Below are 19,659 nucleotides of genomic sequence, written 5' to 3'. Positions count from 1 at the left end.
ACAGACCTGGGTGGAGGGCGGCGCGACTCAGGCCGCGGAGGACTCGTGCATGCGGCGGCGCAGGCTCAGCGGACGCATGTCGGTCCACACCTCGGCGATCCGGGCCAGGCACTCCTCGCGGGAGCCCTCGGTGCCCTCGGCCTGCCAGCCGGCGGGCAGCTCGCGGGCGACGGGCCACAGCGAGTACTGCTCCTCGTCGTTGAACACCACGCGCTGACGGGGGCCTTCGGTGTGCTGCTCGGCGGTCATGACTGCTCCTTCGGGCATACGGACGGTGGGTTTCGGTGCGGAAAACGGGCGGGCGGCGGCGCTCAGGCCGGCAGGAAGTCCTCGACGCGGACGCCGAGGCCACGCCGTTCGGCCTCCTCGCGCACGTACTCGGCGAGCGCGATGTCCAGCACGCCGAGGCCGAACGGCGAGTAGACGACGGGCCGTTCGGGTGTGCGGGCGAGCTGCACGCGGCCCCGCAGCAGCGCCCCGATCTCGGCGGCCACGAAGTCCCGGTCGCCCGTGATCTGCTGGGCGAGGTCGAGGGAGGTGCGCTCGCGGCACACGTGGTCGGTGTCGTCGACGACGTTGACCGCGCCGAGGATCGTCTCGGCGGTCAGGTCGCGCAGGGAGACGTGCAGGACGGTGGTGTCGGGGCCGCAGGCGGTGAGGTCCAGGTGCGGGGTCGCGGCCGTGGTGGCCAGCGAGACCAGCCGGTGCTCGCCGAGGGCCGCGGCGAGGTCGGTGACCGCGTGTGCCTTCACGGCGGGCGCGGCCTCCTGGCAGCGGGCGGCGAACTCCTCGGCGCGCGCCGGGTCGGTGTCGTACAGGGCGGCCTCGGTGAGCTGGGGCAGGGCGGCCGTGAGGAAGCGCAGGATCTCCAGGTTGATCACCCCGCAGCCGACCAGCAGCACGGAGGCGGGCGGGTGCCCGGCGGTGAGCTCGGCGGCGGCCAGGGCGGCGCTCGCCGCGGTCCGTTTGGCGGAGACCACCGCGCCCTCGACGAGGGCCACCGGACGCCCGTGGTCGAGGGAGTTGAGGAGGATCGCGGCACTGGCCCGCTCGGTGCCGGCGGCCACGTTGCCGGGGAAGGAGGCGATCCACTTCATCCCGGCGGCCGGACGCTCCCCGCCCCGGTAGGCGGGGAGTCCGATGATCCGGTCGCGGGCGTGGTGCTCCTCGGGGAAGCGCAGGAACGTCGAGTGCGGCAGGGACGTGCGGCCCTCGTCGTGCAGCCGGTAGGTGTCGGCGACGAGGTCGATGATCTCCGTCTCCCGGCCGGACAGGACGTCCGTCACGTCGGTGCGTCGGAGGATCAGCATGGGGTTCCCTCTCTGCGGAGCCTTTCGGTGATGCAGCGATGGTGGGTTCGGCCGCTATATGCGCCCTATACGGCCCGCAGGGCCTCGACGTCGTACAGCACGGTGTCCGCGAGCAGCGGGTCCTGCCGCACGTCGACGGTGAACCCTTGCGCGGTCAGCAGCTCGCGTACGGCGGCCAGCCGGCCGTCCTCGTCGTGCACCTCGGCGACCACCGCGCCGACGAGGGGCCAGTGCTCCTCCTCGACGCCGCGCAGCACCTCCAGCTCGGCGCGCTCCACGTCCACCTTGAGCAGGTCGACCCGCTCGACGCCGTGCCGGCGCAGCAGCTCGGAGACGGTGACGGCGGGCACGGTCAGCTCGACGCCCTCGTGCAGCCCCTCGACCAGTTCGGCCGCGTCCTCGGGGTCGACCCCGCTGTTGCGCAGGAAGGTCAGAGTGATCTCGTCGTCGGCGTCCGGGTCGGCGTGCAGTCCCGAGTTGCCGGGCGCCTCGGGGTAGTAGGTGAAGCGCAGCAGGCCGGGGCGGTCGGAGACGGCCGCGCACTCGGTCCGCCAGCCGTCGGCCGCGTGCTCGGCGAGGTTGCGCTCCAGACAGGCGTGCAGGGCGGGTACGGGTTCGGCGGCCAGGACGCGGACGCCGGGCCGCACCCGGGAGCAGTACACCGACATCAGGCCGATGTTGGCGCCGATGTCGACAACGGTGTCACCGGGCCGCAGCCGTCCGGCCGCCCGGTGGTAGGCGCCGGGCGGCAGCATCTCGCGCCACATCGCCACGGCGGCGGGGCCGTTGGTGCACCACACGGCGGGTCCGTCGGGCAGTTGCCTGCGCAGGCTCTCGCTCATGCCGCCCCCGATCCGAGCGCCAGCAGGAACGCCAGGTCGTCGTCGTGGGCGACGAGACCGACGTCGGACACGGCGGTGTCCGGGTCGTCCAGGGAGGCGTCCAGCAGGCACCGCCAGGTCTCGGCGAACCGTTCGACGGTGGCGGCGTCGAAGAGGTCCCTGCGGTAGCGCAGGACCGCCTTGAAGCCCCGGGAGTCCTGGAGGATCTCCACGGTCAGGTCGAGCTGGCCCTCCTGCTGCGGCACGTCGACCAGGTCGGCGCGCAGCCCGCCGAGGCGCACCGGGCCCTCGTACAGGCCCTCGACGGGCAGCCGGTCGGCGGCGACGAGGGTGCAGGAGATGCGGAACAGCGGCCCGCCCCCCAGCAGTTCGACGGGGTAGCGGGCGTGGGCGAGGCCCCGGCGGAGCTGGTCCTGCGCGGACGCGATCGTCTCCAGCAGGGTCGTCGCGGGGGTGAAGCGGGCGGCGGTCGGCAGGGCGTTGACGTAGTAGCCGACGGCCTGCCGGGTGGCCGGGGTGAGGCGCGTGGTGGCCGGGCAGCCGACGAGGAAGCCGTCACCGCAGCCGGAGCGGTGCAGGGCGGCCTGGAAGGTGCCGAGCAGCCAGGCGAACGGGGTCAGCCCGTGCCCGGCGGCGGCCTCCCGCAGCCGCCGCGAGACGTCCGGCTGCCAGACGGTCTCGTGGGTGGCCCCGCGGAGCGTGCGGTGCGACGGACGCGGCCGGTCGGTGGGCAGCACGGCGGCCCGGAGCCCCGTGCACACCGTGCGCCAGTGCGCGGCCGCCCGCGCGCCGCGCGGCGACGCCACGAAGTCCCGCTCGGCGCGCACCTGTTCGTCCCAGCCACCCGCAGGTGCGGGGGCGGTCCCGGGAGCCGTCCCCGGTCCGGCGGGCCGGCCGGTGCGGGTGCCGTACTCCGTGAACAGGTCGCGCAGCAGGAGCCACTGGGACGTGGCGTCGCTGACGATGTGGTGGGTGGCCGTGACGAGGACCGCGTCCTCGGGGCTCCGGCGCAGCAGGACCGCGCGGAAGGCGCCCTGGGCGGTGAGCCGGAACGGCTCCTCCCCGGCCTGCGTGGCGAGCCGGAAGAGGCCGGCGTCGTCGGCGTCCGGTGTCTCGCGGACGTCGAGGCGGACGGACTCCGCCGCTCCGAGGCGACGCACGGGCCCGTCGTCGGTGCCGGGGAAGCGGGAGCGCAGCAGTTCGTGGCGGGCCACGAGCGCGGTCAGCGCCTCCTGGAGGACGTCGGCGCGCAGGGCGCCGCGCAGCCGTACGGCGAGGACGACGTTGTAGGCGGGACTGTCCGGGTCGAGCTGGTGGGCGAGCCACAGGGCTTCCTGCCCGGCGGAGAGGGGACGCGCGGTCATGGCCGGTCAGTCCTTCCAGAGGTGGGAGACGTCGCCGAAGTTCTCGCGCACCCACGTGTCCGAGTAGATGGTGTCGAGGTAGCGGTCGCCCCCGTCGGGGAACATCAGGACGCAGTTCGAGCCCTCCGGGACGCGGTGCCGGATCTTCCACAGCGCGGCCACCGCGGCCCCGGACGAGCCGCCCGCGAGGACCGCCTCCCGGGCGATGAGCCGGCGGCAGGCCACCACGCACTCCAGGTCGGAGATGTGCACCACCTCGTCGGCGTAGGCCGGGTCGGCGAGCGGCGGCACCACGGAGGCGCCGTGTCCGGGGATGAGCCGCTGGGTGGACTCCAGGCCGAAGATCGCGCTGCCCAGCGCGTCCACGGCGACCACCTTGGTGGGAAGGCCCCGCTCACGGATGTGGTCCCGGCAGCCCCGCAGCGTCCCGAAGGTGCTGACCGGGCAGAACAGGTAGTCGACCTTGCCGTCGAGGCTGTCCGCGATCTCCCGCATGGTGGTCTCGTGGGCCTTGGGGTTGAGCGGGCTGGCGTACTGGTTGGGCCAGTAGGCGCCGGGGATCCGGGCCACCAGCTCCCGCACCCGGCGCAGCCGGACCGGCAGGTACTCCCCGGTCAGCTCGTCGCGTTCGGTGACCACCTCGACCTCGGCGCGGAAGGCCCGCAGGATGGCGAGGTTCTGCTCGGTGGTCTTGCCGTCGACCACGCAGATGAAGCGCAGTCCGAAGTAGCGGCAGATCTGTGCGAGCCCGACGGCCAGGTTGCCGGAGCTGGACTCGACGATCACGGACCGGCCGGGTTCCACCTCGCCGGCCCGGATCGCCGCGAGCAGCATGCCGAGGGCGGAGCGGTCCTTGATGCTGCCGCCGGGGTTGAACCGCTCGACCTTCCCGAACACGCGGGAGCCGAACTCCGGTATGAGTCGCGCCAGTTCGACGAGCGGGGTGTTGCCTACGGTGGACAGGATTCCGGGATAGGTCTTCTCAGGCACGGGCCCCTCCAGGGCGTGAGCGCCCGAAGGGGCGCGGGGCGGTGACATATGCGGCTCCGCCGCGTGGGCGCGGCCGGCCGCGACGAGGCCGCGGCCGAACGGCGACCTAGCGCGGCATCTCCCCCTGCGACTGCCGCAGTTCCGCTGCCAGGTGCGCGGTGATCGCGTCGATCGTCGGGTGGTCCCAGGCCAGCGTGGGCTCCACCACCAGTCCGAAGTGGTCCTCCACGTCGCCGCACAGGGTGAGCGCGTACACCGAGTCGAGGCCCATCTCGGCGAGCTGGGTGCCCTCGTCGACGTCGGCGGGGTTGCGCTCCAGGTAGTAGGCGACCCGGTCGACGAGCCAGGCCCGGATGGCCTGCGGCGCGACGGGGGCGGTGGGGGCGGAGGCGGTTTCGGTCATGAGTCAACTCCCTTGGCGGGCCCGCCGTCCGTGGCGAGCCGGGTGCGGAACAGGTCGAAGGTGCGGGCGGCATCGTGCCGTGCGGACAGCTCCGTGAAGAGCACGTCCACGGCGGCCTCGGGCAGCGGGGCGCGGTGCGGGCCGAGCCGTTCGGCGAGCCGGTGCAGTGCGGCGCCGGCCCAGCGCGGGTCGGCGAGGAACGGGTCGCCGTCCGGGTCCTCGGCGGCCGCGCGCCACACGCCCAGGCAGGCGGCGGCCGCGAGGAGGAGGACGTACCGCTCGGCGAGCAGGAAGGCACGGCGGCCGGCCAGCGGGGTGCGGTCCTGCGGGGACAGGGCCGTGGCACGGTCCGCGAGGTCGGCGAGGTGACCGGCGAACTCGGCGGCGAGCGCGGCGAGTCCGGCGTGGGCGGGGCCCCGGCGGGCGAGGTCCTCGGCGAACCCGGGCAGCAGCGCGGCCAGTGAGTCCGCACCGCGCGCGGTCAGCTCCAGACGGCCGAGGTCCAGGGCGGGCAGCGGGTCGTGGAGCCGGAACAGCGAGGCGTCGTACGGCTGCCGGGGGCCGTTCACCGCCGGGCGCCAGGCGCGGTCGGCGAGCCGGGGCAGCTGCGGCACGATGTTCGACAGGCACACCGCCCCGCTCGCGTGGGCGAGCGCGACGACGGGCAGGTCCCGGGCCGTCTTCTGGAACCCGGCGTACGGCCCCTCGCGGACGTAGCTGCGGGCGCCGAGCAGCACCCCGAGCCGGTAGGAGCTGTCCTGGAGCAGCTTCGGCACCAGGTACTTCACCGCCGCCGACCGCACGCTCGCCTCCTCGGGCGCCAGGTGCAGGGTGCGCGCGGCGACCATGGCGAGCGCGTCGCAGACCAGCAGGTCGACGAAGGCGCCGGTGAGGGTGGCCCGGGCGAGCGGCAGGGCACTGACGGGGCCGCCGTACAGCCGCCGCTCCGCGGCGAAGGAGAGCACGGTGCGCAGTTGCCGGTCGCCGACGCCGACGACCATCCCGGGCAGCACGCAGCGGGTGACCTGGAAGACCTTCAGTACGGTCTCCATGGCGCCGCCCTCCTCGCCGAGCAGGGCGTCGGCGGGGGCGTGGGCCGCGGTGAAGTCGGCGCCGCCCAGCAGGCAGCCGCGCACCCCGGAGGTGGGGTAGCGGGCCGAGCGGTCGACGGCCGGCGAGTCGAGGCCGACCAGGAGATGGGAGTGGCCGCGGCTGCCGGGGCGGTCGTCGGTCCGGGCGAACAGGACCGCGGCCTCGGCCCGGCCGATGTTGTTGACGAGCTGCTTACCGCCGTCGAGGAGGTAGCCGCCGCCGGGCGCGGGCCGGGCGGTGAGCGCGATCCGGGCGAAGTCGCTGCCGTGGTCGAGCTCGGTGTAGGCGGCGACGACCCGGCCGCCGCCGCACAGCAGGTCCGCCACCCGGCGCCGCTGCTCGTCGGAGCCGTCCGCCCACACGGGCAGTCCGGCGATGAAGCTGGTCACGCCGTGCCCGATCGCGAGGGAGGCGTCCCTGCGGAACAGACTCCGCATGAGCAGGGCGAACCGGTCGGCCCGTGCGAACCGCCCGCCGAACTCCACCGGCACGAACTCGGCGCCCAGCCCGAACGAGGCGAGCGCCTCCTCCCCGGCCGCGAGCAGCTCGCCCCGCTCGTCGGCGGCGAGCACGGCGCTCTGGCCCAGCGGGTTGGCGGGGTCGTCGGGGTCGCCGAGAAGGGTCTCCAGGGCGGCGATGCGTTCCAGTGCGGGGTCGGTGACCGCACCGGTCCCGGGTCCGGCCGTGTCCGGTGTCAGCAGGTCCGTCATGCCGCTTCCTCCTTCGGGGTCTTGGCCAGGCGGCACGGGAACAGCGAGAACAGCAGGCCCTGTTCGGCCTGGACGTCCAGGGCCGGGAGCAGGGCGTCCAGGGCGGGCCCGTCGGTGTCGTCCAGGTCGGGCGCACCGGTGAGCCGGTGCAGGAGGCGGGCCAGGACCGCGTCCAGCCAGGCCGCGTCCGTCCACAGCGGGCTCCGGGCCCGCGGCGTGCCGGTGTTCTCCAGCCACAGGTGCAGGCTCGCGGCCCCCGCGTACACCAGGGCGTAGCGGCGGGCGGCGACGAAGGCGGACTCCGGTACGGCCCGTGCGCTGTGCCGCAGTGCGGCCATCTCGGTGTGCAGTTCCTCCGCGAGGGCGAGCAGGGTCCGGGCGCGCTCGGCGACCCGGGCCGGCGCGGTCCGCGCGACGCGCTCGACGGCCTCCGGCAGCGACTGCACGACGCTGGACCCGGACCGCGCGTACAGGCTCAGCCGCGCGTGGTCCAGGGCGGGCGCGGGCCCGTCCAGCCCGGCGGCCGCCGCCACCGCGTCGCGGTCGGCGAGCCGTCCGCGCCAGCCCCGGCACAGCACCGGGAACTGGTTGATGAGGGAGTTGAGGTTGACGGCCGTGCTGCCGTCGAAGATCCCGACGATCCGGTGGTCCCGCTCCAGCTTCTGGAACGCCCCGTCGGCGAAGTCCCGGGTCAGCATCGCGCGGGCGCCCAGCAGCGAGCGCAGCGCCCCGAACACCTCGTCGCCCAGCGTGGGCACCAGGTACTTGGCCACCGCCGACACCACGCTCTGCTCCCCGGTCAGGGTGTGCGCGGAGCGGGTCGCCACCAGGGCAGCCGCCTCCATGGCCAGCAGGTCGGCACAGGACTCGGCCAGGGTGCGGGCGGCGTGCGGGAGTTCGGCGAGCGGACGCCGGTACAGGCGGTGGGAGCGAGCGAAGTCCACGGCGATGCGCAGGGCGTGGTCCGTCATGCCCAGGGACATCGCCGAGCAGAGCGTCCGGGTGATCTGGAAGCCCTTGAGGATGATCTCCAGGCCCTCGCCCTCGCCGCCGATCAGCGCGTCATCCGGTGTCAGGGCGCCGTCGAAGGCGATGCCGCTGATGTCGGCGCCGCGCACACCGTGGGTGGGCACGTGCGGCAGCGGATGCCAACTGCCCTCGGCGAGCGTGGACTTGTCGACCAGGAAGAGGCTGAAGCCGCGGGTGCCGCCCTCCGGCCTGGTGCGGGCCAGGACGCACACCAGGTCGGCGCGGGTGGCGTTGTTGATGAGCCACTTGCGGCCGTCGAGCCGCCAGCCGTCCGCCGTGCGCTCGGCCCGCAGCTCGCCCGCCAGCAGGTCGCTGCCGTGGGCGTGCTCGGTGAGCGCGAGGGAGACGACCGCCCCCTGGTTCACCCGCTCGGCCAGCGCCCGGGCCTGCTCCTCGCGGCCCGCCACCCACACCGAGATCGCGCCCAGGTACGTCTTGGCGTGCGCGAGGGCGGAGGTGAAGTCGCGCCGGGACAGTGTGCGGATGAGCTGGAGCAGCTCCTCGCCGGTGCGCAGTTCGCCCCCGTGCTCGGCCGGCACGAAGCGGCGGGGCACCCCGAGCGCGTCCAGCTCCCGGCACACCTCGGCCGGGAACTCCTCGGCCCGGTCCCACTCCGCGACCCGGCGGTAGGAGAACACCCGCCGCTCGTCACGGGGGTCGCCGAGCCGTTCCTCCAGTTCCCGGGCGTAGCCGTGCGGATCCCAGCCGGCCCGGAAGGCCCGGGTGAGCCCCGGCGACAACTCCTCGTGCAGCGCGGCCGGTTCACCGCTCTCGAACAGCTCCCGCATCCGGGCCCGCCGGATCTTCCCGCTGGTCGTGCGCTGCACGCGGCCCGGCTTGACCAGGACCACGCCGCCGACCCGCACGCCGAGGCGCTGGGCGAGACGGGCGCGGGCGGTGCGCGCGAGGGCGGCCAGCTCGTCGGCCGTACGGCCGCGTCCGCGCACCTCCTGGACCGCGACGATCTCCTCGGCCCCCGCGCCCCCGGGCCGGGAGGCGAAGACCGCGGTCGGCCGGTCGGCGAAGGCGGGGTCCAGGTCGCGCAGTTCCCGCTCGATGTCGTGCGGATACAGGTTCCGGCCGTGCACGATGATCATTTCCTTGAGGCGGCCGGTGACGTAGAGCTGTCCGTCCCGGAACGCCCCCAGGTCGCCGGTGCGCAGGAAGGGCCCGGTCCCGTCGGACAGGAGCGCGCCGAAGGTCCGCTCGGTCTCCTCGGGCCGGTTCCAGTACCCGAGCGCGACGCTGTCGCCGCGGATCCAGATCTCCCCGACCCGCCCCTCGGGCAGTTCGCCGCGGCCCGCCGGGTCCACGATCCGCACGTCGAGCCCGGCCACCACACCGCTGCCGGCCAGCTCCTGGCGTACGGCGCCCTCCTGGGCCGCCACGACCTCGTCCCGGGCCAGGGCGCCCGCGTCGGCGGACAGCACCGTGGGCGGTTCGCCGGCGAGGGTGCCGGAGACGTAGAGGGTGGCCTCGGCGAGGCCGTAGCCGGGCAGGAGGGCGCGCGCCGCGAAGCCCGCGTCGGCGAAGCGCTCGGCGAACCGGGCGAGGGTGGCCGCGTCGACCGGTTCGGCGCCGTTGCAGGCGTAGCGCCAGCGGGACAGGTCGAGGCCCGCGGTCTGCTCCTCGGTCAGGCGGCGCGCGCACAGGTCGTAGGCGAAGTTGGGGGCGCAGCTGACCTCGGCGCCGTACTCGTCGATGAGCCGCAGCCAGGACACCGGGCGCTTGAGGAACTCGGTGGGCGACATCAGCACCGCCGTGCCGCCCAGGTACAGCGGGGCGAGCATCATCGCGATGAGCCCCATGTCGTGGTGGGCGGGCAGCCAGCTGCACCAGGTCATGCCGCCGTGCCAGCCGTGCCGGTCGCGCATCATCCCCAGGTTGTGGACGAGCGCCCCGTGCGGCACCATCACGCCCTTCGGGTCGCTGGTGGAGCCGGAGGTGTACTGGAGGAAGCACAAAGTGCCCGGTGTCACGGGCGGTTCACGCCAGGCGTCGGCGTCCCCGGTCCGCTCGGCCTCCGCCACCTCCACCGCCGTGAGGCCGGGCAGGTCCGCCCGCTCGGCCTCCAGCCACCGGCGCACCGCGGTCAGGCCCGGGCCGTCGGTCAGCACCAGACGGGCCCCGGTATCGGCGGCGATCGCGGTGGTCCGGGACTCCTGCCGCCCGAAGCCGCCGGGCAGCGGCACCGGCACGGGCACCGCGCCGGCGTAGAGGCAGGCCAGGAAGGCGCGCAGGAAACCGGTGCCGGGCCCGCAGGACACCAGCACCCGCTCCCCGGGCGCCACTCGGCCCGCGAGCCACTGGGCGGCGGCCCGGACCCGGTGGTCCAGCTCCCCGTACGCCAGCTCCTCCACCTCCGGTCCGGTACGGAAGCGGACGGCGCTGTGCGCGGGCCGGTGCTCGGCCCTGCGGCGCAGCGCGCCGACGAAGCTCTCGAAGTCGGTCACCCCAACTACTCACCCTCTGCGGCCCGTCGGGCCGCGCTCGCACAGCAGCGGTCTGGACTTCAGCCAACCGGGGCGCACTATGCGGCACCTATATGTGGCCTTTGGTGCGGTACGCGAACTCGCCGCGCACGCCGAAGGCCGCCGTACGCACCACGGGGGGGAGGGGTGACGTACGGCGGCCGTGGGGGATGACGCGGTGAGCCAGGGGGCGTGGCGGGGGTGGCTCAGCCGCATCCGCCCGCGTGCCCGTCGTCGACGCGGACCTCGGCGCCGTCGAGGGGGGCGGGCTCACTCGGGCCCGACACGAGCGGAAGGTCCGGCTCGGGCGGAAGGGTCTTCGCGGGTGGAAGGTCCGGCTCGGGCGGAAGGTCCGGCGCGGGCCGGGAGTCGCTCGCGAGCCGGGGGTCCCTCGCCGTGAGCGCGGCGACGAAGGCGGGGAGCCGGTCGACGCCCCAGTACTTGTCGTAGTGGTCGACGAAGAAGGGGACGCCGAAGACACCGTCGCGCTGGATGTCCAGCAGCACCCGGACCCCCTCGGCACGCAGCCCCGGATCGTCCGAGGCGCACGCCAGCTCCTCCCCGTCCAGTCCGAGCGCCGCGCCGAAGCCGGCGATCGTGCGCCGGTCGCAGACGTCCTGCCCCAGCTCCCAGCGGGCCCGGGCGGCCAGGGCGATGTACTCGGGGCCCCGGCCGTGCCGCGCCGCGGCCAGATAGCCGAGGTGGGGCACCTCCCACACCGGGTCACGGTCCACCGGCCAGGTGAAGGAGAGCCCGCGACCGGCCGCCAGCCGCCGTACGTCCTGGAGGATGTAGCGGTGCTTCTCCGCCGACATCGGCGTGTAGGGGAAGGCCCCGCCGGCCTCGGCGAGCATCTTCTCGCTCAGTTCGTCGGGCTCGAAGAACGGCACCCACTCCAGGGCGGCCGCCGTCCGCGGATGGTGCTCCAGCAGGTCCCGGTACGCCAGCCACGAGTAGGGGCTGCGCAGCGAGAAGTAGAACCGCGGGGGCCTGCGGGTGCGGCGGGCGGCGGCGCTCACAGCGAGATGCCGCCGTCCACCTGGAAGACCTGGCCCGTGATGTACGACGCCTCCTCGGAGACCAGGAAGGACACCAGCGAGGCGACGTCCCGCGGCGACCCGAACCGCTTGAGCGGGATCCGGCCCTGCATCTCCTTGGCCTTCTTCGGCGGCAGCACGGAGGTCATGTCGGTGTCGATGAACCCGGGGGCCACCGCGTTGGCGCGGATGCCGTGCCGACCGGCCTCCTTGGCGAAGGAACGGGTGAAGCCGATGATCCCCGCCTTGGACGCCGAGTAGTTGGTCTGGCCCGCGTTGCCCGCCACCCCGGCCACCGAGGAGAGCGTGACGACGGCTCCGCCGCCCCGCTTGACCATCGGGAAGGCCACCGCGCGGCACAGGTGGTAGGTGCCGTCGAGGTTGGTGCGCACGACCGCGTCCCAGTCCTCGTCCGGCATCAGCACCAGCGGGCTGTCCCGGGTGATCCCGGCCGAGGTGACCGCGGCCGTCGCCGGCCCCAGGGTGTCCTCGGCCCGCTGCACGAACTCCCGGACCTGGGCGGCGTCGGCCACGTCCACGCGGCACGCGAACACCCGCCGCCCCAGCTCCCGCACCTCCTTCTCCACGACGGCGGCGGACTGTTCGTCGGAGCGGTAGCAGAACCCGATGTCGTGGCCGTCGCGGGCGAGCCGCTGGACGACCGCGCGGCCGATACCGCGCGAGCCGCCGGTGACGAGCGCGACGCGCCGGTCCTCTGTCTGTACGGACATTCCGTCGTCTCCCTCTGGCTGTCTCATACGGTCAGCAGCGCACGCCCGGGCGCCGGCGCCAGCTCGGTGACGTCCCGCAGCGCCACGACGAACGCCCCGATCCGCAGCACCTCGCGGCTGCCGACGTATGTCTCCCCGGCGAGGATCGCCGTCTCGTCCACGGCCTTGACCATCCGCACCCGGTGCTCCAGGACGTCGCCGGGGTAGGCGCGCGCCCCGAAGGTCACCTCGTTGATGGAACCGGCCAGTTCGACCTTCCCGGCCAGCACGTCCGGGTTGGGCGCCTCCCACACGGACAGCAACACCGCGGACTGCGCCCAGGACTCCACGACCAGGGAGGACGGGTAGGCGTAGTCGGCCGGGGCGGCGTCCTGGCCCAGCGGGGCGTAGCAGGGCTCGTTGCCGGAGACGGCCTTGAGGGCGGTGAGGCTCTGCCCGGGCACGACCCGCCGGACCCGGTCCACGAGCAGCAGTTCCCCGCGGTGCGGGATGGTGTTCTTGATACGGCCGACGCCGTACTCGTCCCCGGTCACGCGGCGCCCTCGGCTGCCGGTGCCTCCTGGTCGTGGCCGTCCCGGACGCGGTAGCGGAGCCGGATGTCGGCGACCTTGCCGCGGTTGGTGGCGACGGCGGCCTTGAACAGCAGGCCGGCCGCGTTGTCGGTGACGGTCACGTCGGCCAGCACCCGGTCGCCCGGGAACACCGGCCGGTGGAACCGGCAGCGGTCCATCGCGACGAGATCGACCTCGCCGCCGTCGGCCCCGTCGCGGGCCGGCACGTTGCCGTGCGCCCACTGGCGGACCGTGCGGTCGGCGGCCTCGATGAGGAAGACGCCTGGCAGTACGGGGAATCCGGGGTAGTGGCCGTCCACGACGGGCCCGTCCACGGGAGCGTCGAAGGCGGTGACGGCCCCGGCGGGCCCGCTGCGGATCAGCTCGAGGTCGCCGAGCGGCGTCGCGGCGCTCACCGCGCGTCCCGCAGCTTGCGGTCGAGCAGCTCGTAGGTCCCGCGCAGCGAGGTGATGGCGGCGAGCTCGGTCTCCTGGAGCTTGACCCCGTACTCCTTCTCCAGCCGCACGGTGATCTCGAGCGCCATCAACGAGTCCACGTCGAGGTCGTCGACGAAGTGGGCCTCGTCGGTGACCTCGGCGACGTCCAGGTCGAGGACATCGGCGACCAGATCCCGCAGTTGCTCCTTGTCGAGCACGGAGCCGGCGATGGTGGTGTCGGTCATGACGTACACACGTCCTTCCTGATCAGGCGAAACGCAGACGAACAGAACAAAAGCCGACGCAGCCGACAACCGAGGCGCCGGACGACAAAGAGAAAACCCACACGGGCCGACGACAGACCCGCACCCGCCGACGGCGAACCCGCCCCACCGGGGCCACCCGCACCCGACGACGAAAGGTGCACGGGTGGTGCGGGTGGGAACACGAGGACCTAAGGCGAAGCCGAGGCCGGGGCCGGCGTCACGGCGCCCCCACCCGCAGCACAACCGCCCCGGCCTGCCCGTCCGCGTCCACCGAGGTGACCAGCGCCACCTCACCGGAACCGCCCACGGCAACCGCCCCGGCGATCTGGAGCGACGCGGACGCCGCCCCCAGATCCCCGACCAGCCGCCGCAACCGCAGCCGGGGCGGCCGGTGCTCCCCGAAGATCCCGGCGAGCGCGGCGTCCTCCCGGGCCCCGAGGACCCCGCCCCCGTCGGACGGGACCAGCAGCCCCACGTCCTCGGCCCGTACGTCGGCCTCCTTCAGCGCCTCCCGCACGGCCCGGCCCACGGCCTCGTCGGCACCCTCGGGATCGGGGAACGCGATGAACCGGGACCCGAGCAGCGAGGCCAGTTCGGTGCGCCCGTAGGCACGGGCCCGCCCGGCCGACTCCAGCAGGAACAGCGCGCACCCCTCCCCGAGCGGCCCGACCGGCTGCCGCTGCGGCCCTCCGCTGCGCGCCCGGTACTCCAGCCAGGCCCGCTCCCGGGAGAACTCCTCGACCGCCCCGCACAGCACCGCCTCGCAGTGCCGGCGCCGCAGCAGCCGCGCCGCGTAGCTGAGCGCGAGCAGCCCGGTCAACGCCCCGCCGGACACGGTGGTGTTGGGCCCGCGCAGGGTGTGCCAGATGGCGCTCTGCCCGGCGGCGCGGTTCATCACGGTGTTCGGGAACAGCGCGGGGTCGACGTGGAAGGGCTTCTCCCCGGTCAGCGAGTCCCGCGTGAAGTCCATGATCGACTGCACGCTGCCGTGCCCGGTGCCCAGCACCATGCCCACGGCCTCGGGCACCTCCTCGGCGAGCCCCGCCCCGGCCTGCTCCAGCAGCATCCCGGCGGTGGCCACGGCGAGCCCGGTGGCCCGGTCCATCGCCCGGGTCCCCTTGCGTCCGAGGACCGCGCGCACATCGAAGTCCGGTATCCGCCCGGCCCGTTCGTACGGTCCGAGGTCGGACTCCTCGTCGCCGGGACGCACCGCGTCCCGCAGGCCCCGCACGCCCTCGGCGAAGGCCTCGGCGCCGAGACCGTACGGCGACGCCACGGACCAGCCGGAGACGACCAGGGTGTCCGGGTCCGCCCCGGTGGCAAGACTGACACTCATAGCTGTCTGCTCCTGAAGTCGTAGAAAGTGCGCGGAAGTTGAAAGAGCGGCGTACGGCGGGGGCTCAGCCCCACGCCCCCGCGGCGGCGTGCAGCTCCGCCCCGTCGACGCCGATGGTGTTGCCGGTCAGCCACGAGGACTCGGTGCGGGACAGCAGCGCGACCGCGTCCGCGACGTCCTCGGGCCGGGTCAGCCGGCCGTGCGGGTTGTTCTCGGCGGCCCGCTCGATGTACCCGGCGTGCTCGGGGATCCGGCGCAGCGCGGGAGTGACGGTGGTCCCCGCCCGCAGCGCGTTCACGGCGATCCCGCTGGTGGCCAACTCGCAGGCGAGCTGCCGCACATGGGACTCCAGGGCGCTCTTGGCCGCCGACACCGCCCCGTAGCTGGGCAGGTGCTGGGAGGTCCCGGCGCTGGTCATGGCGTACACCTTGGAACCGCCGCGCAGGAGGTTCGCCTCGACCAGGTCCTGCGTCCAGTGGACGAGGCTGTGCGCCATGACGTCGAGCGTCATCTCGATCTGCCGCCCGCTGATCCGCTTCTCCCACCCTTCCCGCGGCAGGAACGGCACCAGCGATCCGAAGGCCAGCGAGTGGACGAGGACGCGGATCCCCCCGGTGGCCCCGGTCAGTTCGGCGAGCTCGGGCACGATCTCGGCCCGGGCCGCCCTGGAGGCGGCGTTGGCGTTGAAGAACCGCGCCTCGACGCCCTTGCCGCGGATGTCCTCGACCAGTTCGGCGACCTCGTCCTGGCGCGCGGCGGTGTCGAAGTGCACGCCGGCGACGTGGACGCCCTCGTCGGCCAGCCCGAGCGCGATGGCCCGTCCGATCCCGCTGGACGCCCCCAGAACCAGGCACCAGCTCCCCTCAAGCGACTTCAGCATGCTGCAACTCCTGTGTGTGACGGTCCTGTACGGGAGAGACCCGGACGAAGGCGACCTGGCCCGCCCCGGTCGCACTGACGACGAGCCGTTCCCCGCCGTCCCGGTCGGTCACGGCGTGCGCGAGGGCGAGGGCGGGACCCAGGCATCCGGTCCGCCGCGACGCCGGCTCGTCCGGCCCGGCGGCCGCCCGCGTACGCGTCCCGGCGAGCACCCCGGCCACGGCCTCGCAGACCGGGGAGGTGTCGAGATCGAGGTGGACCCGCACCGCCGGCGGCCCGGATGCCCCGCGGTCGGCGTCCGCTGCCGGGTCCGCGCTCCCGTGCCTCCGCGCCCCCGGGACCAGCTCCTCCAGCACCCGCTCCAGCACCCGCGCCGCCCGCTCCCGGCCCTCCGGACGCTCCAGCGCCCCGGGGGGCAGGAACACCGAGCGGGCCCGGAGGGTGGCGTGGACGGCGGTGCCGCGGGCGCGGGCCGCGGTGAGCGGCTCCAGCGCGAGCACCGCCGCGCCCTGCTCACCGCCCCCGCCCCGCGCGGCCGGCACCGGTTCCTCCGCCGCGGCCAGCAGCAGCGCCCCGCACCGGCCCGCGGCCAGCGCCGAGACCCCGGTGGACAGGGCGTCCAGCGCGGCCGTACGGGCGGTGGCGACGGTCAGCGCGAAGCCGTGCAGGGAGAGTTCGGCGGCGAGCCGGTTGCCGAGGACGTTGACCGCGAAGTACGGCGCCAGGGCGGGGGAGATCCCGTCGGCGCCGCGCTCCGCCACGGTGGCGTCCATCGCGTCGTACGCCCCGGCGAGCCCGGCGTTGGTGGCGAGCAGCAGTCCGCGCCGGTCGGCGGGCACGCCCGCGCCCCAGTCCCCGTCGGCGACGGCGGCCCGAGCGGCGGCGAGCACGTACTGGGCGGCGGCGGGAAGGTACTTGTACCCGCGCGCCCCGAGCCTCGCCCGGTGATCGAACCAAGCCCCGTCGGCAGGCAGCCCGCCGTACACAGCGGCGGCCCCGGCCTCGTCCCCCCAGGGCGAGACAACCCCGACCCCGGTAACAGCGACGTCACCCATCGAAGCCTCCCGAGGACGACGAGCCCGCATTCCCTCCGGCAGACGAACCGTCAGCCGCCGACGGCGAATCCGCCCCACCGGGGCCACCCGCACCCGACGGCGAAGCTGAGGCCACAGCCCCCAGCACCACCGACGCGTTGTTCCCCCCGAACCCGTACGCGTTCACCAGCACCCGCCCCGCACGCAACGGCACAGCCCCCGACGGCAGCCACACCTCGCACTGCGGGTCCTGCTCCTTGAGCGGCACGTTCCCGGGCACCGTCCGGTGCCGCAGGATCAGCGCCCCGGCCACCACCCCGAGCGCCGCCGACGCGCCGCCCGCGTGCCCGAGCAGCCCTTTGAGGCTGTACAGAGGCACCCGCGCGGTGTCCAGCACCCGCCGCAGCAACCGGCTCTCCAACACGTCGTTGAGCCGCGTGCCGGTGCCGTGCGGCACCACGCACCCCACGTCGTACGGCGGTTCGCCCAGGGCCCGCCGCATCGCCCGCACGATCTCCTCGCCGTCCTCCCGGGGTGCCGTCGGATGGTCGCCGTCGCAGCTCCAGCCGACCCCGGACAGGCTCAGCACCCGCCCGTCACCGGTGTCGAGCACTCCGCGGGCCCGGGCGTGCGCGGCCGATTCCACGACCAGCACGCCCGCGCCCTCGGCGAACACCGTCCCGGCCCGGTCGCTCTCGAAGGGCCGGCAGCGTTCGGGGTCGACCGCGCCGAGCCGGTTGAAGCACCCGAGGGCGACCCGCGAGTAGGCGTCGGAACCGCCCGCGATCACGACATCGGCCTGACCGCTTCGCACCAGGTCCAGCGCGACCCCGAGGGCGTACGCCCCGGCGGCGCAGGCGTTGGCGACGTCGACGGCCGTACCGAACAGCCCCAGTTCACCGGCGAGGGCGCTCGCCAGCCGGAACGGCGGCTCCCACCGCTGCCCGCCGCGCCCCCGTTCGTTCACCCCGGGCTCGCCCATGCAGCTGCCGAGCACGACGGCGCAGCGCACCGTGTCCAGGGCGCCGCCGTCCAGCCCCGCGTCGGCCAGCGCCTCGGCGGCGGCGAGCGAGGCGAACCGCGTCGCCCGCTCGGACGTCAGGGCGGGACCCGGCCCGTGGGGGCCGGGCAGGCCGAGGTCGGGCACCAGGTTGATCAGCGGCAGGTCCATGAGGGCGAGCGGGTCCGCCGGCCGGTCCGGCAGACGGGTCCCGGCCGCCGTCATGGCCCGCCACAGCTCGTCCGCGCCCGCACCGTGGCAGGTGACGGCGCCGATCCCGGTGACCACGGCCTCGGCCTCGGCGTTCATGCCGTCCGGCCCTCCAGGGCCGCGTTCATGCGGTCGTCGAAGGAGACCAGCGACCAGTCGCGCCGGTTCTCGATGACGGCGTACCCGTGGGTGATCCGCCCGGTGGCAGTCTGCACCAGCTGCCCGTCCCGCACCACGTAGGTGTCCATGCGGGAGTCGTAGGTGAACCCCTTGAAGACGCTCTCGACGGTGAGGACGACGTACAGGTCCTCCTCCATGCGGGCCTCGTCGAGGACGGTGATCCGCGAGTGCGGCACGACCGGGATCCAGTTCTGCTCGTCGAGGAGCGTCTTGATGGAGACCCCGCGGTCGGCGACGAGCCGGTCCTTGGCCTCCTCCATCAGCCGCAGGTAGCCGGACATCTGCTGGCGCTCGGTGAAGTGGCAGTACCAGTAGGGGATGCGGAACTTCCAGGCGTACGCGTTCTTCCCGGCCGTCAGTTCCTTGACCAGGTCGTCGGCGGCGAGGTCGGCCTCGACCGGCTCGGGCGTCCAGCCCGGCTCGGCGGCCAGCCGGTCCACCGCGAACGGCGCGAGGGCGGCCGGCACGGGCAGCTCGCCGCCGCCGCGCGGGTCGAGGCGCAGTTGGACGCGCACGGTGGAGGTGACGGCCTTCAGCAGCGTCTCGCGCCGCACGTGCAGGGTGACGGCGAAGAGCAGCTCGCCGTCCTTGGCCTTGCGGTGCGGCCTCACCTCGGCGACGGCCGTGTCGTCGATGTGGAAGGCGTGCAGGATGCGGGTGTCGATGTCGACGATGTCGGTGCACAGGCCGTACACCTCGTAGACCGTGCCGGGCGCGAGGCCGGCCTGGCGGAGATGGTTCAGCACGGCTTCCTCGACGAGGTAGTTGACGTGCTTGAAACCGATCCAGGTGCAGATGTTGGAGCCCTCGTAACGGGGCCGGATCTCCAGGGAGCTGGGCTCCTTCAGGGCGAGGACCGCGGCCTCGATGTCAGCGGTGTGCGTGGTGGTCACGTCGACTCCGTGAGTAGGGATGGGCAGGAGAAACTGAACGCTCGTGCAGGTGCGGGAAGTTGTGGTGCTCAGGTCCCTCAGGCCATTCAGGCCCCTCAGGCCGTGACCCGCTCGGGAAAGACCTCGTGCAGCAGCTCGTGCACGGCGTCGGCGAAGTCCCGCGGGCGTTCCGCCATCGCGAAGTGCCCGCAGTCCTCGAACAGCCGCAGCCGGCCGGCGGGCAGGGCGGCGGCCAGTGCCCGGGCGTCGTCGGGCGGGGCGGCGAAGTCCTCGGCGCCGGCCACGACGAGCACGGGCAGCCGCAGCGCGTCGACGTCGAGTCCGGGGCTGCGCAGGTAGGCGCCGAAGAACTGCTGCCATCCGTACGGTCCGATCCGCTCCCGCACCCTGAGCGCCATCGCGGCACGCAGCTCGGGCGGGACGCGGTCGCCCGCGCCGATCCGCAGCCCCTCTTCGAGGATCCGGTGGAACCCGTTCAGGTAGTACTGGGCGTCGTCCCAGGTGAAGGCGTCGGGGGAGCGCCGGTGGAAGGGGGCGACGACCACGGCGGCCCCGACATCGCTTCGCCGGGCGAGCACTTCGAGCGCGGGCCCCGCGGTGAAGGAGTGCACGACGAGCACGTCCACCCCGCCGGGCACGGCGTCCAGAGCCCGCTCCACATGGCCGCCGGGCTCGTCGGTGACGCTCCACCCCGGGTCGCCTTCGGCACCCCAGGGCAGCACCGCGTCCCACACCTCGGCCACGTCGTCGGCGAGCTCCGCGTACGCCGCCCACTGGGAGGTGCTCCCGGCCAGCCCGTGCAGCAGCAGAACCCGGACGGGATCACCGCCTTCGGGCGCCGCCCGCCGCATCCGGACCGGGGAAGCCGCCGACGGCGAGGAAAGCAGCACGGGT

General features: G+C 74.3%; 19 protein-coding genes. All 19 read right to left on the bottom strand.

The genetic code is table 11. The features are described 5' to 3' along the window. Positions 1-27 precede the first annotated feature (27 nt). Entirely contained in the window at positions 28-249 is a 222-nt protein-coding gene (locus ACIQJT_RS16790) for an MbtH family NRPS accessory protein (protein WP_365453054.1), read from the bottom strand. Positions 250-311: 62 nt separating this feature from the next. Continuing rightward, on the bottom strand, positions 312-1,310 hold the full coding sequence (sbnB, locus tag ACIQJT_RS16785; RefSeq protein ID WP_365453051.1) for a 2,3-diaminopropionate biosynthesis protein SbnB: 999 nt from the start codon (positions 1,308-1,310) through the stop codon (positions 312-314). 65 nt (positions 1,311-1,375) lie between these two features. Continuing rightward, positions 1,376-2,152 carry an FkbM family methyltransferase gene (locus ACIQJT_RS16780; protein WP_365453048.1) on the bottom strand — a complete coding sequence of 259 codons (777 nt, stop codon included), beginning with the start codon at positions 2,150-2,152 and terminating at the stop codon, positions 1,376-1,378. Further along, the gene (locus tag ACIQJT_RS16775) at positions 2,149-3,516 is read right to left on the bottom strand and encodes a condensation domain-containing protein (protein ID WP_365453045.1); all 1,368 of its coding nucleotides are present in this window, start codon (positions 3,514-3,516) and stop codon (positions 2,149-2,151) included. The genes ACIQJT_RS16780 and ACIQJT_RS16775 overlap by 4 nt, the downstream gene beginning before the upstream one ends. A 6-nt stretch (positions 3,517-3,522) precedes the next feature. Continuing rightward, positions 3,523-4,506 carry a 2,3-diaminopropionate biosynthesis protein SbnA gene (sbnA, locus tag ACIQJT_RS16770; protein ID WP_365453042.1) on the bottom strand — a complete coding sequence of 328 codons (984 nt, stop codon included), beginning with the start codon at positions 4,504-4,506 and terminating at the stop codon, positions 3,523-3,525. Positions 4,507-4,612: 106 nt separating this feature from the next. After that, positions 4,613-4,909 carry an acyl carrier protein gene (locus tag ACIQJT_RS16765; protein WP_365453039.1) on the bottom strand — a complete coding sequence of 99 codons (297 nt, stop codon included), beginning with the start codon at positions 4,907-4,909 and terminating at the stop codon, positions 4,613-4,615. Next, positions 4,906-6,711 carry an acyl-CoA dehydrogenase family protein gene (locus ACIQJT_RS16760; RefSeq protein WP_402644065.1) on the bottom strand — a complete coding sequence of 602 codons (1,806 nt, stop codon included), beginning with the start codon at positions 6,709-6,711 and terminating at the stop codon, positions 4,906-4,908. Before ACIQJT_RS16760 ends, ACIQJT_RS16765 begins: the two co-directional genes overlap by 4 nt. Next, positions 6,708-10,193, bottom strand: coding sequence for an AMP-binding protein (locus tag ACIQJT_RS16755; RefSeq protein ID WP_402644062.1), 3,486 nt, complete (start codon positions 10,191-10,193; stop codon positions 6,708-6,710). The genes ACIQJT_RS16760 and ACIQJT_RS16755 overlap by 4 nt, the downstream gene beginning before the upstream one ends. 224 nt (positions 10,194-10,417) lie before the next feature. After that, positions 10,418-11,230, bottom strand: coding sequence for a 2-hydroxychromene-2-carboxylate isomerase (locus ACIQJT_RS16750; protein WP_402644059.1), 813 nt, complete (start codon positions 11,228-11,230; stop codon positions 10,418-10,420). Beyond that, positions 11,227-11,979 carry a 3-oxoacyl-[acyl-carrier-protein] reductase gene (gene fabG, locus ACIQJT_RS16745; protein ID WP_402644056.1) on the bottom strand — a complete coding sequence of 251 codons (753 nt, stop codon included), beginning with the start codon at positions 11,977-11,979 and terminating at the stop codon, positions 11,227-11,229. The genes ACIQJT_RS16750 and fabG overlap by 4 nt, the downstream gene beginning before the upstream one ends. 23 nt (positions 11,980-12,002) lie before the next feature. After that, complete coding sequence (locus ACIQJT_RS16740) at positions 12,003-12,512, bottom strand: 3-hydroxyacyl-ACP dehydratase FabZ family protein (RefSeq protein WP_402644054.1); 510 nt, start codon at positions 12,510-12,512, stop codon at positions 12,003-12,005. Beyond that, a complete protein-coding gene (locus tag ACIQJT_RS16735) occupies positions 12,509-12,946 on the bottom strand; it encodes a 3-hydroxyacyl-ACP dehydratase FabZ family protein (protein WP_402644051.1) in 438 nt (145 codons plus the stop codon). The genes ACIQJT_RS16740 and ACIQJT_RS16735 overlap by 4 nt, the downstream gene beginning before the upstream one ends. Beyond that, complete coding sequence (locus ACIQJT_RS16730) at positions 12,943-13,212, bottom strand: acyl carrier protein (RefSeq protein WP_365453018.1); 270 nt, start codon at positions 13,210-13,212, stop codon at positions 12,943-12,945. The genes ACIQJT_RS16735 and ACIQJT_RS16730 overlap by 4 nt, the downstream gene beginning before the upstream one ends. Before the next feature lie 238 nt (positions 13,213-13,450). Then, entirely contained in the window at positions 13,451-14,569 is a 1,119-nt protein-coding gene (locus tag ACIQJT_RS16725; protein WP_365453015.1) for a beta-ketoacyl synthase N-terminal-like domain-containing protein, read from the bottom strand. Positions 14,570-14,633: 64 nt separating this feature from the next. Beyond that, positions 14,634-15,449, bottom strand: a complete 816-nt coding sequence (locus tag ACIQJT_RS16720; protein WP_365453012.1) for an SDR family oxidoreductase — start codon at positions 15,447-15,449, stop codon at positions 14,634-14,636. Beyond that, entirely contained in the window at positions 15,433-16,503 is a 1,071-nt protein-coding gene (locus tag ACIQJT_RS16715; protein WP_402644047.1) for a beta-ketoacyl synthase N-terminal-like domain-containing protein, read from the bottom strand. Before ACIQJT_RS16715 ends, ACIQJT_RS16720 begins: the two co-directional genes overlap by 17 nt. Continuing rightward, positions 16,496-17,791, bottom strand: a complete 1,296-nt coding sequence (locus ACIQJT_RS16710) for a beta-ketoacyl-[acyl-carrier-protein] synthase family protein (RefSeq protein WP_402644045.1) — start codon at positions 17,789-17,791, stop codon at positions 16,496-16,498. Before ACIQJT_RS16710 ends, ACIQJT_RS16715 begins: the two co-directional genes overlap by 8 nt. Further along, positions 17,788-18,765, bottom strand: coding sequence for an acyl-CoA thioesterase (locus tag ACIQJT_RS16705; RefSeq protein WP_402644043.1), 978 nt, complete (start codon positions 18,763-18,765; stop codon positions 17,788-17,790). Before ACIQJT_RS16705 ends, ACIQJT_RS16710 begins: the two co-directional genes overlap by 4 nt. Positions 18,766-18,860: 95 nt before the next feature. After that, positions 18,861-19,655, bottom strand: a complete 795-nt coding sequence (locus ACIQJT_RS16700) for an alpha/beta hydrolase (RefSeq protein WP_365453000.1) — start codon at positions 19,653-19,655, stop codon at positions 18,861-18,863. Positions 19,656-19,659 lie beyond the last annotated feature (4 nt).

The organism is Streptomyces sp. NPDC091972 (genome assembly GCF_044756385.1).
Classification (GTDB): domain Bacteria; phylum Actinomycetota; class Actinomycetes; order Streptomycetales; family Streptomycetaceae; genus Streptomyces.
This window is presented reverse-complemented; position numbering and strand designations above follow the sequence as displayed.